Origin of the sequence: Paenibacillus graminis, assembly GCF_000758705.1 — a bacterium.
In the GTDB taxonomy this organism is placed as follows: domain Bacteria; phylum Bacillota; class Bacilli; order Paenibacillales; family Paenibacillaceae; genus Paenibacillus_AQ; species Paenibacillus_AQ graminis.
In genome coordinates this window covers 5,218,441-5,234,135 of the sequence record NZ_CP009287.1, presented here as the reverse complement: position 1 = coordinate 5,234,135, position 15,695 = coordinate 5,218,441, and the positions used below count along the sequence as shown (strand labels likewise).

General features: G+C 44.4%; 12 protein-coding genes. 11 read left to right on the top strand and 1 reads right to left on the bottom strand.

All coding sequences use genetic code 11. The features are described from left to right. Positions 1–18: 18 nt before the first annotated feature. The 7 genes from PGRAT_RS22525 (at position 19) to PGRAT_RS22495 (ending at position 10,056) form a co-directional block, all read left to right on the top strand. Complete coding sequence (locus PGRAT_RS22525) at positions 19–2,043, top strand: beta-galactosidase (protein ID WP_025705895.1); 2,025 nt, start codon at positions 19–21, stop codon at positions 2,041–2,043. A 248-nt stretch (positions 2,044–2,291) separates the two neighbouring features. Beyond that, positions 2,292–3,893: a type 2 periplasmic-binding domain-containing protein gene (locus tag PGRAT_RS22520; RefSeq protein ID WP_025705894.1), complete on the top strand. Its 1,602-nt coding sequence runs from the start codon at positions 2,292–2,294 to the stop codon at positions 3,891–3,893. A 107-nt stretch (positions 3,894–4,000) separates the two neighbouring features. Continuing rightward, positions 4,001–4,912 (top strand): ABC transporter permease, encoded by a 912-nt coding sequence (locus PGRAT_RS22515; RefSeq protein ID WP_025705893.1) that lies wholly within the window; start codon positions 4,001–4,003, stop codon positions 4,910–4,912. A 1-nt stretch (position 4,913) separates the two neighbouring features. Further along, the gene (locus PGRAT_RS22510; protein ID WP_025705892.1) at positions 4,914–5,780 is read left to right on the top strand and encodes a carbohydrate ABC transporter permease; all 867 of its coding nucleotides are present in this window, start codon (positions 4,914–4,916) and stop codon (positions 5,778–5,780) included. A gap of 59 nt (positions 5,781–5,839) precedes the next feature. Further along, positions 5,840–7,672 carry a cache domain-containing sensor histidine kinase gene (locus PGRAT_RS22505; RefSeq protein ID WP_025705891.1) on the top strand — a complete coding sequence of 611 codons (1,833 nt, stop codon included), beginning with the start codon at positions 5,840–5,842 and terminating at the stop codon, positions 7,670–7,672. Beyond that, on the top strand, positions 7,669–8,427 hold the full coding sequence (locus PGRAT_RS22500) for a response regulator transcription factor (RefSeq protein ID WP_025705890.1): 759 nt from the start codon (positions 7,669–7,671) through the stop codon (positions 8,425–8,427). Before PGRAT_RS22505 ends, PGRAT_RS22500 begins: the two co-directional genes overlap by 4 nt. A gap of 39 nt (positions 8,428–8,466) precedes the next feature. Next, on the top strand, positions 8,467–10,056 hold the full coding sequence (locus PGRAT_RS22495) for a glycoside hydrolase family 43 protein (RefSeq protein ID WP_025705889.1): 1,590 nt from the start codon (positions 8,467–8,469) through the stop codon (positions 10,054–10,056). Between the two features lie 390 nt (positions 10,057–10,446). Here PGRAT_RS22495 and PGRAT_RS22490 read toward each other — a convergent pair whose 3' ends face one another. Beyond that, positions 10,447–12,432 carry a beta-galactosidase gene (locus PGRAT_RS22490; RefSeq protein ID WP_081758839.1) on the bottom strand — a complete coding sequence of 662 codons (1,986 nt, stop codon included), beginning with the start codon at positions 12,430–12,432 and terminating at the stop codon, positions 10,447–10,449. Between the two features lie 113 nt (positions 12,433–12,545). On the opposite strand from PGRAT_RS22490, the gene PGRAT_RS22485 reads away from it, so the two are divergent. The 4 genes from PGRAT_RS22485 to PGRAT_RS34965 all read left to right on the top strand — a co-directional run bounded on the left by PGRAT_RS22485 (position 12,546) and on the right by PGRAT_RS34965 (position 15,669). Next, the gene (locus tag PGRAT_RS22485; RefSeq protein ID WP_025705887.1) at positions 12,546–13,388 is read left to right on the top strand and encodes an AraC family transcriptional regulator; all 843 of its coding nucleotides are present in this window, start codon (positions 12,546–12,548) and stop codon (positions 13,386–13,388) included. Between the two features lie 48 nt (positions 13,389–13,436). Next, positions 13,437–13,712: a hypothetical protein gene (locus PGRAT_RS34455; RefSeq protein ID WP_036705102.1), complete on the top strand. Its 276-nt coding sequence runs from the start codon at positions 13,437–13,439 to the stop codon at positions 13,710–13,712. A gap of 85 nt (positions 13,713–13,797) precedes the next feature. Beyond that, complete coding sequence (locus PGRAT_RS22480; protein WP_025705886.1) at positions 13,798–14,139, top strand: carbohydrate ABC transporter permease; 342 nt, start codon at positions 13,798–13,800, stop codon at positions 14,137–14,139. Positions 14,140–15,351: 1,212 nt separating this feature from the next. Further along, positions 15,352–15,669 (top strand): helix-turn-helix domain-containing protein, encoded by a 318-nt coding sequence (locus PGRAT_RS34965; RefSeq protein ID WP_025705884.1) that lies wholly within the window; start codon positions 15,352–15,354, stop codon positions 15,667–15,669. The last annotated feature ends 26 nt before the right edge of the window (positions 15,670–15,695 follow it).

The window sequence follows — 15,695 nt, the reverse complement described above, 5'->3', positions numbered from 1 at the left end:
GAAAATGAGGTGAAACAATTGATTTTTGTAGGAACGAACTACCATCCGCATGATTGGCCTCGAGAACGCTGGCCAGTTGATATTCAATTGATGAAGGAATCCGGATTCAATCTCGTTCGTTTGGGACATCTGTGTTGGGACAGCTTTGAGCCTTCGGAAGGGAATTTCACATTCGAGTGGTTTGATGAAGTAATGGATCTGTTTGCGGAAGCAGGAATCAAGGTTGTACTTGATATTGCCACCCGTCCCGCTCCGACTTGGTTGCATAAGAAATACCCGGAAATCGACCTGGCCGATCGCAGTGGCCATCGGCTTGCTGCAGTCCATCGGTATATGGATGATGTAGGAAATCCCGTCTTTCAAGAGTACGCCTATCGGTTTGCTGATATGCTAACCAAACGTTACGCTAATGCTCCAGCGCTCTATGCTCTAGGTTTATGCAATGAGATAGGCAGTGGGGCACCAAGCTTCTCAGAGGATGCACGCCGGCGTTATGTGCAGTGGCTCAGAGATAAATATCTTACGATTGAACAGTTGAATCATTGCTGGGCTGCGCATCGATGGTCACGCAAGTTGAACAGCTTTGAGGATGCAGAGTTCCCGGTAGCGGGTGCAATGAATGGAGCACCAGAGCGTATGCTGGACATGTGGCGTTTTTTCTCGGATGAACAGATTGATTATCTACAGGGACTAAGGGACTTAGTTCGTAAAAATGCTCCAGGGATTAAAGAGTCGACTAATCACTGGGGTGAGCATCCTGGATATGGATTCGATTATTTGAAGACTAATGGAACATTATTTGATATTCCCGGAGTTGGCTTTTATCCTGGTGTCAATCCCGAAGACAGAAATGCTCTTCACGGTACCTGCTTCTCACTGAATCACCGGATTGGTGAGACCAACAAACCGATTTGGTGTCTGGAATTCCAAACGGGGTCGTTTGGGGCATATGCCCCACCAAAAGGTGTGCTAAGAATGTATGCCTATCTAGCTTTGTTATTCCGTGCAGAGGCTGTATGTGCCTGGACATGGCGATCCATGCTGGGAGGCGAAGAGCAGTACTTTTACGGTTTGTTGGATCATGACGGACTTCCGGGAAGAAAGCTGGATGAATTCCGGCAGTTTACATCTGAACTCGATAAACTTTCTGATCTGGGCTTACCATACCTGCCAAATCCCGAAATTGCACTTGCCTATTCCTATGAAGCTTTCAAAGTCTCCGAGAATCAGAAGGCGTATTACAAAACGCCTTATCTGAAACAAGTTATAACGACTTATCAGGCTTTGATGGCTGACAACACAGACTGTAATGTAGTGAATCTGCGGAATATTGAAAAGGATTACAAGCTTCTATTGATTCCCGGTCATTGCATTATGGACGAAGCTTCTGCCCAGTCTATTCGTCAATTTGTAGAACAGGGCGGTACGGTCATTATGACTGCATATTCTGCCAAAGTGGATGAAAATAATCAGGTTTTCAGTTCGACCATGCCCGGCAGGCTCAGCGATGTATTCGGCATCCGTGCAGGTGCGTTTGAACGTCCGATTTATCATACTTCCGAAGCGAACGAAGGAGGGCTTCAGAAGGAGCGGATGAATTTGCGCCGTGAATCGCCACGAGTTCGCATGGGTGAGAAAATTATGGACACACCCATTGATTATTATGAGATTCTAGAGCCTAACACGGCAGAGACGTGGGCTGTATTTACCGATTTAGAGCAGGAATTACCAGCTGTTACTGCAAATGCTTACGGACAGGGAACAGCGATCTATCTGGCTGTTCCTGCACAAGCAGATATACTGCAAGCGTTGCTTGAGGTTTGCTATCTTAATCTGGGTATACGTAAGGGAATTACTACTCCGGACGGTGTTGTAGCCCGCCAGATAGGAGACTCAGCTATTTATGTGAACACAACTGGCTTGGAGCAGACAGTAATCCTTACCGAAGAGGGACGAAGCTTCTTATCAGATAGTGTAGTTAAGGATGAACTGGTACTGAAACCTTATGGTGTAGAAGTTCTTAAGAATTTGGATTTCAGCTAGTCACAGTCATTATTAGTGCAATTATACAATTTTTCTCAACAAACCGGAGTAGCGGTATACTCCGGTTTGTTTCAGTTTGACTGAATAAAGTAAACGATTTCAGAGACCCTAAAAACACCTTAGTAAAATCCTAAATCTCCTGGTTTAAGCCAGGATGCCAATAGTATATTCTAAATGCAAGCGCAACCATAAATATCTGAAACACAAATTCTGCGCTACTTAACTAATATTAGAGGGGGAACATCAGTATGCTCAGAAAGAAACTTTTTGGCTCTATCATGATTGCAGCATTGCTGCCAGGTATTATTGCTGGCTGCTCGTCGAACAATAATGAAAATGCCGGACAGACGAACAGTGCTCAAACGACGAATACAGAAAGTACGCAGGGGGCGACAGACGGTAAACTTGTCGATCTCGAAGTTTGGTGGGCGAATACGGGCTATAAGGGAATTGAGAAAGATAGTCCGCTATACAAACAATACGCTGATTTGCTTGGCGTTGGTGTTATCAGCCCATATGTAGAATGGAATGGCGGCACGGACTACTTGAACACTCTCAATATGAAGATTGCTGCTGGGGAAATGCCCAATGTATTTCTTCCCTGGAACGGAAATGAAACCGATCTTGCCAAAAATGGTGCCATTGCGGATTTGACTGACTTGTTGCCTGAATATGCACCCAATCTATGGAAGCTGATCCCAGAGGATGTATGGAATGTAGTCAAGGCGAATGACCCAACTGGGAAAGGAAGAATATACTGGATTCCAGGTATTAAAGGGTATGAGAGAACCACGGGAATGATTCGCAAGGACTGGCTGGACACATTAGGGTTGCAAATTCCAAAGACTCAAGATGAATATATAAATGTTTTGAAAGCGTTTAAAGAACAAGATCCTAACGGTAATGGCACAGCGGATGAAATTCCTACCGGTGGAAGACAAAATGCCCGTTGGATGGATCACCTCTTCAACATGTATGGTGTAGCGATGGTTGAAGGTTATCCGGATTGGGATATTTATAATGGGGAATTAACATACTCTGCTGTTTCACCAAATATGAAAGATGCGCTTGCTTTTATTGCTAAACTCTATAAGGAACAGTTGATGGATCAGGAGACATTTCTTAATGACAAAGCGGCTTGGGATGGGAAAGTTGATGGAAATCTAGTTGGAAGCTATTTCCAATGGGCTGAGTCATCCTATTTACATCTGGGTCTCATTGAACAATCATCTGGCGTGAAGGCAGACTTCTCGGTACTTCCGGTTCTTGAAGCTCCGGGATATGAGGGGCAAGGGTTTATCACTACTAAGCAAGTGGGAAATCCTGAATGGGTTGTAAGTGCTCAACAGGATGATGAACACCTGAAAGCGAGCTTGAAATTCCTCAATGGTATTGCTGACCAATCTAAATGGATGGACATTTACTGGGGAGCGGAAGGCATGCATTATAGTGTAGCAGATGGTAAAAAAACCAAATTACCTGATGATAAAAGTACTCAGCAAAATCGTCTGACCCCATACGATCAATTTGGAAATATCGAATTCAAAGAGCAATTGCTGACTGAATCAGCATCAGAAAGCGATAAATGGCAATTTGAACAAAGCATTCGCAACATGAAGGATCTTCAGCAGTACGTAAAAATAATTGCTGGTGACGGTTTACCTTCTACCGTATATACCGATTATCCGGATATCAAGAATAATACGCTCTGGTATGAATATGCGACAAAAATTATTATCGGAACCTATTCCATCGATAAATTTGATGAGTTTGTGGATAAGTGGAACAGTTCTGGTGGGGCAGAAGTGACAAAAAGGGCAAGAGAATGGTATGCCAAACTGGGAAAGTAAACGGACATAAAATAGAAATTTAAGAAGAATGGGCAGTTTGATTACTATCGGATTGTCCATTTCTTTCTTAAAACGAATAAATAAACAGGATGGAGTGGAGAATCCATATGCAAGCTACTGGTCGATTTTATCACCATGCACGAAAATGCTGGCCGTTGTATCTCATGGCTTTGCCGGGTTTAGTTTTTTTCATAGTCTTACGCTATATTCCTCTCGGAGGATCTATTATCGCTTTTCAAGATTATTCGTTATTTAAAGGAATCGCAGATAGTCCGTGGGTAGGATTAAAACATTTCAAGATTTTATTTGATTCTCCTGATTTTTACCGTATTTTTGCAAATACGCTGATCCTCGGCTTTTTAAAAGTCGTTGTCATATTTCCGGTACCGTTGATATTGGCTCTAATGATTAACGAAGTTCGGGCTGTATTATTGAAGAAAGGGATTCAAACTGCACTTTATATTCCCCATTTCTTGTCTTGGGTAATTATTGCGGGTATTGCCTTCGACATGTTTTCATTAAATGGGATATTCAATACGGTGCGGGATTGGTTTGGTTATGGACCAAATTTGATTATGCAGGATGAACGCTATTTTCGATGGATATATGTATTTACCTCCATATGGAGGGAAGCAGGTTGGGGAACAATTATTTATTTGGCAGCTATAAGTGCAATGGATCCCCAAATTTACGAGTCAGCCACAATTGACGGTGCTTCCAGAATGAAGCAAATCCGGCATATTACATTACCGCTCCTCCTGCCAACTGCTTTAGTGCTTTTCTTGATTAATCTCGGAAGTTTCCTTGATTTGGGTTTTGATCAAGTCTTCACTTTGCTTACGCCAATGACTTTTTCCGTCGGGGATATTATTGATACTTATGTGTATCGGTCAGGTATTCAGGAAGCACGGTACAGCTTTGCGACAGCAGTCGGTCTGTTCCAAGCCATTATCGGTTTTGTACTTGTGTATGTTTTCAACCGGATTTCCAAAAAAGTTACTGGCGGGGGGTTATGGTAATATGTCGATGTCCTTTAGTGAGAAAGTCATTCAGAAATGCATCGTTGCTTTTCTAATTATATTATCAGTAATTGCTCTAATTCCACTGCTTTCGGTTTTGTCTGTTTCATTCAGCTCAAGGGTTCCGGTGGAACTGAATCAGGTGACCATTTGGCCGAAAGGGTTTACACTGGACTCATGGAAATACGTGCTTGACCGGCCTGACCTATGGAGATCATTCGGAGTAACGGCAATTGCGACCATTGTCGGAACCGTTCTGAGTCTGTTAATTACCGCGTTGTTAGCCTATCCGCTTACCAAAAAAGAGTTTACGATAGGGAAAGTTGTTATGCTTGCCGCAGTTATTACAATGGTTTTTAAGGCTCCGCTTATTCCTTACTTTTTGACAATGAAGAATATTGGACTGTATGACAATCCGTTAGTGCTGGTTATTCCGCATATACTCACTGCCTATAATCTAATTATTATGCGTACCTTTTTTCTGGAATTCCCGAGTGAGCTTGAGGAAGCTGCGGTTGTCGAAGGAGCAGGGTACTTCCGGTTGCTGTTCAACATTGTGCTCCCGTTGTCCAAGGCCGTACTCGCTACACTTGGATTATTCTATGCAGTGACAATTTGGAACCAATTCCAGCATCCGTTAATGTTCATCCAGAATCCGGACTGGTATCCACTGCAGATCAAAATAAGACAGTTTATTACTAGTGACAATGAGCTGCAAATTGTGGGCAATATGTCGCAACTGAACTACAGCGCAAGAACGCTTCGTGCAGTTACCATCGTTTTTGCAATCGTTCCGATCCTAATGATTTACCCTTACTTACAGAAGTACTTCACTAAAGGCGCGATGCTGGGTTCCGTAAAAGGATAAGCTATAAACTCATGCTGTCGCCCTGACTTTTCATTTTAAATTTGAAGGCGGGAGACAGCATGATTATCAGCACGATACGTCGGCGAATCGGGGAAATGAAGCTGCGAAACAAGTTGATGTTCAGTTATTTCGTTGCTTCGATTATTCCTACTATTGTAATTGGCGTCACTATTTATCATTTATCTGCAAAAAGTGTGGAGGATGCTTCAAGGGAATTTGCTTCGATGTACATCTCACAGGCGACTACGAACTTAAACGATTTCGTTGACCGGTATAACCGGTCAACGCGTTCAGTTCTGCTGGAAACAGATATTATGGGTATTCTAAACAAGCGTAATCCGTTAACGATGGAAGAGTCGATTGAGACCCAAACGATGATCTCACGGTATTTCGGACGGGTGTCTATGGAATACCCAGAGGTTGAAACAGTGATGCTCGTTAGCGCAGGTGGAACGATTTATCACTACACCAAGGATCCCGATAAGGTAAATACAGACCGATTACTGGAGCAGGTGTGGTATAAGCGCATTCAGGAATCGGAAACAGCACTTTTTATTACCCCGGTGCATGATAAAAGCTATTACGGAAAATCAAAAGACGATGCGACGTTTACGGTCGGAAGAATACTCCGTAACTATAACGGATCCTACGCTGGGATGATTTTGTTAGATATGGATCCTGCTCATCTGATAAATCTGAACGAGGATTTCCTAATGCTAGGCAACCGCTATAACATCAAGATGATTATTACCAATGATGAAGGCGAGTTAATATATCATTCTGATGGTGCCACTGGAAAGACAGCATGGAAGGACATTATTGCCGACAAATACTTTGCTGATCTTTCTGGGACCGGGAAAGCCAATATTGTGTTGTCAAAAGATGCGGATGACGGGAGACTGCGGATAATTACGGAGATTCCTTTAAAAAATCTTCTGGCTACCATCAGTAACATCAAACATGTGACGATCTGGTCTATTATGGTGTTCCTGTTTTTCATTGCTCTATTATCAATCCTGTTTAGCTATAAAATTACCAAACCGGTGCTGAATCTGCGCCGCAGCATGAAGCAGGTGGAGCTTGGCAATTATACATCCCTTATTCAGACTCCACTCGCAAACGATGAAATCAGTAATCTGGTTAAGAGCTATAACAAGATGATTGTTAAAATCAAGGAGCTTATTGAGGATGTTTATTTGGCCGGGTTAAAGCGCAAACAGGCTCAATTTCTTGCTCTACAAGCGCAAATTAATCCGCATATGCTTTATAACACGTTAGAATCAATCCGGATGAGGGCTGTGGTGAAAGAGCAGGATGACATTGCTGAAATGATCAAGATTTTGGCCCGTATGTTCAGACATTCTTTAGGCAAACAACATAAGCACAATCTAGTCATGCATGAGGTAGAATATGCCGCGAATTTTTTATTTCTGCAGAATATCCGGTATGATAACCGGTTTGTTCTAGATGTGCGCTTGAGCGACAGAGTATTAGACACTTCCATTATTCCACTTGTTTTTCAACCTATCATTGAGAACAGCATCAAACACGGCTTTCACAATTACGAAAGTCAACTGCATATTACGATAGAGGAAGAACTCACTGAGTCAGGAGATGTCTTGATTCGAATTACGGATGATGGGTTCTCCATGACTGCCGATAAGGCATTAGAAATTAATGAACTTCTGTGCTTGTCTGATTCAGGTGGAATGTATCAGAGTACGGATGAAGGGAATGCTGACGGTGGGATTGGACTATACAATATAGCAGAACGGCTCAGGCTACAGTACGGTGAAACTTACGTTCTAAGGGTACGTTCGGATGAAGAGGCCGGAACAGTGGTGGAAATGCGAATTCCACTTCAGGATGACATCGAGGGGGAACTGAGTTGAACTATACTATAGTTTTGGTTGATGACGAAAAGGGTATTATTGATGGATTAAAAGTCATTATACGACGTTACTTACCCCAGTGTGAAGTTATTGGCTTCGCTTACGATGGGGACGAAGGGTTTGAGCTTGTACGTCGTTTGCAGCCCCATATCGTAATTACAGATATCCGGATGTTGCAAGTTGACGGACTAGAGATGATTGAAAAGCTGAAAAAGGAAGGTGTAGCCTCAAAGTTCATTATCCTCAGCGGTTATGCTGAATTTGAGTATGCACGCAAAGGGATGTATCTGGGTGTAAGATATTATCTGAATAAGCCCATTGAGGAAGATGAACTTCAAGAATGCATGCAACAGATCATCAATGAAATTGAACAAGAGCGAATTAGCGGTGAATTGCTCACAGAATACCCGCCACCTGCTAAGGAATCATTTACTAGAAAAGATATTATTACTGAAATTAAGCAGTATGTCGCCAATAATTTCGACAAGAATATAAGCCTTGCAGATTTATCTAACCGATTCTATTTAAATCTGAATTATTTGAGCCAACTTTTCAAAGAAAAAACAGGACAGAACTATCTCGAATATTTAACACAAGTACGGATGGAGCGGACGAAGGAACTACTTACCGGAACTGATCTGAAAATTTATGAAATTGCTCAAAGGGTAGGATATAACGATCCAACACATTTTTCAAAAGTCTTTGAACGTTTGGTAGGCTGTAAGCCGACTGAATACAGAAAATCTCAATGCTAGAAAGCTAAATACTGTCACTTCTGTGGAAGGAGCACTATAATGATTGAAAATCCAATACTTACAGGTTTTAACCCGGATCCATCTATAGTTCGTGTTGACGAGGACTATTATATCGCGACCTCAACATTTGAATGGTTTCCAGGTGTACAGATTCATCATTCAAGAGATTTGAAGCACTGGCGGCTACTTACTCATGTTCTTACAGAGGAATCACAGATTAATATGGTCGGAGATCCCGACTCTTGTGGAATTTGGGCACCTTGTTTGACATATGATAACGGTCTTTTCTATTTAATTTATACGGATGTAAAGAGCCGCTTAGGTGTATTCAAGGATACACATAATTATCTGGTCACATCTCCGTCTATTGAAGGTCCATGGTCTGATCCAGTCTATCTGAATAGCAGCGGATTTGATCCATCGCTTTTCCATGATGAGGATGGACGGAAATGGCTAGTCAACATGCTATGGGATCACCGCACTAAGCACAATTCATTTGGAGGCATCGTACTTCAGGAATATAGTGTGCAGCAGCGGAAACTGATCGGAGAGCGAAAGAATATTTTTCTGGGAACTCCAATCAAATCAACTGAGGCACCACATCTGTACAAGCGAAATGGATACTATTATTTATTGACTGCTGAAGGCGGTACCGGTTATGAACACGCAGCAACGATGGCGCGTTCTAAAAGTATATTAGGACCTTATGAGATAGACCCGCAAAACCCGATCTTGACTTCTTCGAAACGGAAAGAGTTGTATCTCCAAAAAGCGGGGCATGGCTGTATAGTGGAAACTCAAGCTGGAGAATGGGCTATGGTACATTTGGTCGGAAGACCTGTAGCTGATGATTTCTGCATCCTTGGCCGTGAAACAGCTATTCAAAAAATGGAGTGGAATGAAGAGGGATGGCTTCGGATTAAAGGTGGGGACAACGCTCCGAATCATAGGATTCAAGAGTTTTCTTTGCCGGAGCATACTTTTCCAGCCGAGCCGGATATCGATCATTTCATTAGCAGTAAATTGGGTATCCATTGGAATACGCTAAGGTTACCTGCAGAGGAAACATGGCTTACTCTGACGGAGCGTCCAGGCTATTTGCGCTTACGTGGTAGAGAATCTTTTAACTCGAAACATCGTCAGAGTCTTGTCGCCCGGCGCCAGCAAGGGATGAACTGTGAAGCGGAGACTATGCTGGAGTTTCAGCCGGATCATTTTCAGCAGATGGCCGGAATGGTATTATACTACGACACTCAAGATTATGTATATTTGCGGGTCAGCCGTGATGAACTCCTAGGCAAATGTCTTGGAATCGTCCGCACTGTGAATGGAAAGTGGGAAGAGTTTTCTGATTCGGAAATTTCTATTGAACAAGCTGAGAGCTGCAAGTTGAAATTCGTCATCGTAGGCCGGAATGCCTGTTGTTATTATGCCATAAATGGTGGGGAATGGACGCCCATCGGTCCCAAGTTGGATATTCTGCATCTATCAGATGAGGGCGGGGATTTTATAAGGTTTACAGGGAATTTTATAGGTCTTTGCGTTCAGGATTTAAGTGGTACTGGCAAGCATGCAGATTTTGATTATTTCCGCTATACTGAGCAATCAATTAATCCGGTGGGGTTGTAGTTGCAATCTGCACTCCTGAAAACAACATAAGTAAAAATATAGTATATTATGTTCATGGTTTAACTGGTGGCTGTTGTGATTGGCTCCAAGAAGCTCCTTGAATCTTGGCAAGGAGTTCGAGGGGCACATGCTGAATTGATAAAGAGAAAGACTGATTCCGTCTGCTGGAATCAGTCTTTCTCTTTCTTACATGAAAGATTTATTTAGTCCCTATAGATTATCTGGACATTCCAGTAATGGCCGTTGGAAGGCTTGATGAGATTCTAAAATAGAAAATTCGCTCATTTTAACATACGTCCATCGACACTTCTATTGAACAGCAATAAAGAGCTGTCTTTCAAGATATTCCGCCTTGTGAGACAGCTCTTTGCAATGAAGTAAGCAGCTGTCCTATAAAGTTAGAATATCTACTCCCATAGCTGGCAGCATCACCTTCTGCTCCGATCTCTTGCTCGTCAACAAGCTGCGATAGGGAACGTCAAGCGCAACCTCTTGTTGCTCATTCGTCAAATTGATCAGGAACAGGAAGCTTTCCTTACCCTTCGATCGAATCGACAGCTCGACACCTTCCGGCAGCTGGAGCTTAGGCGCAAGGTCCTTTTCCTTCAATATTCCTTCGAACAGCTGATAGAAATACGATGGCTCCGGCCAAGTGCCGATATAATACACTTCACCTTCACCAAACTTATTGACGGTAACTGCCGGTACACCCTCATAAAAGTCGTTGTCATACCAGGCAATCGGTGCTGCTCCCCGCAGTTCCAGCAGATCGCTCCATTGCTTCGCAGCGAATGTCTGGCCCTCCGCGTTTCGAATCCGATGCTCGCTGTTGCCAATTGCATCATACTCACTAACGACAACCCCCGCCGCTTCCGCCAGCAGTCCCGGCAGAGGCAGCATCTCACAGACATTCCGCATGTTCTTCACGCCTGTCCGATTGGTGAGGACGACCGTGCCGCCCCTGGCAGCGAATCGCTCCAGCCGCTGTGCTGCTTCTTCATTTAACAGAAAGAGGGAAGGGACAATGACCAGCTTGTAGCCATCGAGCTCCTCGGTCCAGTTGATAACGTCCGTACCGACGCCCATTTTCAGAAATACATTGTGCATAGAGGACAAGTTGTCTATATAGTGTATTCCCCCCTCTGCTTGCGGCTGAAGGGAAAGCGCCGTATGTTGATCATGTGAATGCAAAATCGCAACCTGGTTAACGATTGTCGAGCCGGCCAGCAGTTCTCCTAGGCGGTTCACCTCGCTAGTAAGCTCCGCAAACTCTCTGAACCTGCGTCCAGGAACGTTGCTGTGGTCGATAAGCCCATGCCAGAACTGTTCGGCTCCGACGATAGCACTCCGCCAACGGAAATGGACGACCATGTCGGCACCGCGGGCGATTGTCTGCCAGGAACGGGCCCGGATTAATCCGGGATAAGGAGTACGCTGGATAGGCATCCAGGCGCCCTGCGCTCCGCTCAGCTGCTCCATGACCCAGAAATTGCGGCGCTTGATGCCTCGAACCAAGTCCAGTGTCAACGCTCCGTTCCTCGGGAACCGGTCGCCATAATCGCGATACAGCTCATTCGGATAATAATCGACAGAGACGAAGTCCAGCTCCTTGTAGAGATTGTAATAGTCCAGGCTATTCGGGTATTGCCACATGTTATGCGTCACGAATTGGCCCGGACAGTTGCTGCGCAGAATATCAAGCTGCCATCCCAGCAGATAGCCTACACTGTCCGAGCAGAAGCGCTTGTACTCCAGAAGATAGGAAGGATTCATCGGTTTACTGGTACCGAGCGGTGTCGTTACCTCGGACCAGTTGCTGTACTCCCCGCTCCAGACGACCGTACCCCACTCCCGGTTCAACTCTTCCAGACTGGAATAACGCTTCTGCAGCCAAGCGACAAATGCACGATTGCACGTATCGCAATGGCATTCCTGGTAGTGCATCTCGTTGTCGATTTGCCAGCCAATGACGGCGGGATGCTTCGCATAGCGCTGTGACATCGCTTCCACAAATTTGGATCCCAGCATTCTTAAGGAATAGCTGTTGTTGCAACGATGTCCACGCACACCCGGACGGATGATTTGACGTTGCTCATCCATTGGCAGCACATCCGGATAACGGGTTGTCATCCAGTTCGGCGGGGTATTGGTAGGTGTGCATAACACGATCGCCATATTGCGTGCGGCGAATACTTCTATAGCCGCATCCAACCATTCAAACCGATAATCACCCTCGGTCGGTTCCATTCTGCTCCAGGCGAATTCCGCCATCCGCACAACAGCAACACCTGTCTCTTGCATAAGCGCTGCATCCTTCTCCCATTGCTCGGGAGTCCATTGCTCTGGATAATAATCAATTCCGATCTTAATCGTCATTCCTAATCTCCTTTGCTCATCAATATATTGCGATTATATGCTATATTAATTGGAGTGAATATCCTAAATAATTAATACGACATAAGAATATTAAGATAATAGGAGTTGGTCGAATGTCTCATCCAAATCGCGCTTTTCCGGTACTATCTGCCCGAGACAAGCTGCTCCCATTTTATTTGCTAGGGATAGGTCTGCATCATGAACAGGAGCATATATACCGGGACCCGGGCATTCAGGATTATCAGTGGATTCAATGCCGCAGTGGCGGGGGCAAGCTCAAGCTGAGTGAAACGGAGCATATCGTCAAGCAAGGTATGGGCATGCTGCTGTTCCCCGGCCAGAAGCATGAATATTATGCTTTATCAGGGAGCTGGGAAGTCGACTGGATCATCTTCGATGGCAGCGGGTCAGCGGGCTTGTTTGAAACAGTCGGCATTGTAGACACATGCGTATTCACACTCGCATCGCCCGAATACCTTTTATCCGGAATGAAGGAGCTGCTGCAGGCTGCCCTTACGCCGCGAGAGCAAACGTTAAGCAATTACGCATGCTCCGCCATCCTCTATACCTTATTGACGGAGATTATTCAGCGCATCTCTGTAGAAGGCAGCGATACAGTCGGGCAGCAGTATGAACGGTTAAAGCCGGTCCTGGACTATATTGACCAGCATTATGCCGAAGAGATTAGTTTGCAGACGCTCGCCGGATTGATGTGCGTCACACCGGAATACTTCTGCCATTTGTTCAAGAAGACGACTGGCATTCGTCCCATCAGTTATGTGAATCAGGTGAGGGTCAACAAGAGCAAGGAACTGCTGCTCGACAATGTGCAGCGCGGGATGCAGGATATTGCCCATCAAGTCGGTTTCGAATCTGCCAGCTATTATGGCGCAATCTTCAAGAAGCTGGAACGGATTACACCCGGCGCCTTCCGCCGCACCTACCAGAAGTCGTAGCATATATACGATCTTCATCTAACATACTATAGAAATTCAGGAAGCAACTTGTCTGAGCGCCTGTTGCTGTTCCGGAAGACATGTGACCCGCCCGAGCTTGAGGCAACCAGAACAGCGCGGCCAACAGTGCGAGTGCGCCCCAGATGCCTAACGCGCCATATGGTCGATTACGGCGTTATCCGTCCATACTCGAACACGACGGCGGTGTGGGAAGACAAGGTCAATGAAGCCCTTGGCCAGGCTTTTTCCGGGAAGATTCCGGTTAAGGAAGCGGCACTAAATGCGGCCAAGGTGATGAACGAAAGCTTGTCTCAGGAGAAGTAAGCCGGAGAAGATTTACTCAAATATACCATCCTTTTGGGCGGCATCTGGAGGGCTGCCGCCTAAGGATAGGAGAGGGGGACAATCCATGAGTAAAGATGTATCCAGAAGAATCTCCAGACAGACATGGGGCGAATGGTCCTGGGGCTGGTTTCTGATTGCGCCGACAATGATCGGACTTATCGTGCTGAATATCATCCCGATCATTCAATCAGCCTATCTAAGTTTCTTTAAGAGCGGAGATTTCGGCCGGGGAAATATCTTTGTGGGTCTTGATAACTACCGCAAGATGTTTGATGACGTTCAAGTCTGGCATGCTGTCGGTAATACGCTGCTGTATACCGTTCTTGTCGTTCCGATCAGCATCGCGCTATCGCTGATCGTAGCCGTATTAGCGGTCGTCCAAATGAATAAACGCTGGTTATGGTAATATCGATTATGCTTCTCCCTTGCGTTCTTTTTGAACGAAAGGTTGTATTTGGACCATTTCCTTCAAGCACATCTACAAAACCGTCCAAAATACGCTCGACCAGTAAAATAATACCGGTTATCCCTGCTGTTAGGGCGACTTTATCTGTAAAAAAATACACCATGAACGCAGCAATGGAAGCTCATACCACATCGCCGCAGCCATAAGCCATCCGTTCTCTCAGACCAATCTTCCCGATCGAGTGGAAGTCGATGAGGTTATTTTGATTGTTAGCTGCATGTTTATCCCCTTTTAAAATGATTTTATCACTAGATCTGCCTAGGCAGGCTTGCGAAGCCAATGTGCAAAATCTATAATACAATTGTAATCGCTTTATTTTAGGGAACAGTGCTGATAACAGTCGTTAATCCGCTTGAAGTGTATCAAAAACTGACTAAAGTAAGAAGGGTTGTCCTATGAGCTCAATCAAATTTCAAAGCGCTTCAGAGGTACAATGGGATAAGGCTCTGCGTGTTCAAAATGCAGGCAACTCCGTTGCAAAGCAGTACAATCTTACCATGCTTTAAAGCTTTTTCAGCATGTATTGTGACTTAAGCAATGAGGATGTGGCTTTAATTGTGAATACAGTAATACCCGGGCAACATTATCTTAGCTCTTTATCCAAAAAAGAACTTCAGTCCCACTATAATCGGCGGACAATCCATAATCACAATTACTTTGAATTCATGTATGTGATCAGCGGTGAAGTATTAATTACATTAAAGATACCTGTTGCAGTTATGGCAGTGGCTATGTGTGTTTGTTCGGACTTAATACCAGATATGTCGAAGAATTTTCAGCGTATTTCAACTGCGGTGTATTTTGTATTTCGCACGAAACCATTAGGGAGGTCATTCAAAACAATTTACCGTATACGGAGAGCAACAAGCCTGTTAATCATACCAACATCGTTTATGAGTTCATATCGGATAGCTTGACAAAAAGGATCAACACCGCAAAGAGTATATAAACTTTTTCATGAATGATACGAGATCCCACTTCGGTATCACGGACAGGTTGTAGCGCTTAATCAACGAGTTAATCATGGAAATATTAAACCAGATACCAGGATGGTCCTATATGGTGAAAGGTCTGTTCTCCCTGCTGGAAGAATGACTTTATACAATACCAAACGCATGGGCCTTATCCTCCAATCCTGAAGATATTCTGTTTATGCGTACATCCTATCTGCTTGAAGAGCGAAAAGGCCATATCTCACGAGGCGAGCTGGGGAGCCTGCTAAATTTTAACCCTGAATATCTCAACCGTATCATCAAAAAAAATACCGGAGCAATCATACTTGAATATGGGCAAACCTTCAGCATGAAGGAGTCGGAAGCTCTGCTAATTCACAGTACCGACAGTATTTCCAACATTGTACACAAGCTCGGCTTCTCTAACCGCTCCCATTTTTACCCGATATTCAAAGCGAAGCATGGTTATACGCCGAGAGAATATAGAGATATGTACTACGGCCTAGATATACAATAGCAAATGGCTTGGCAAAGGAGCAAACC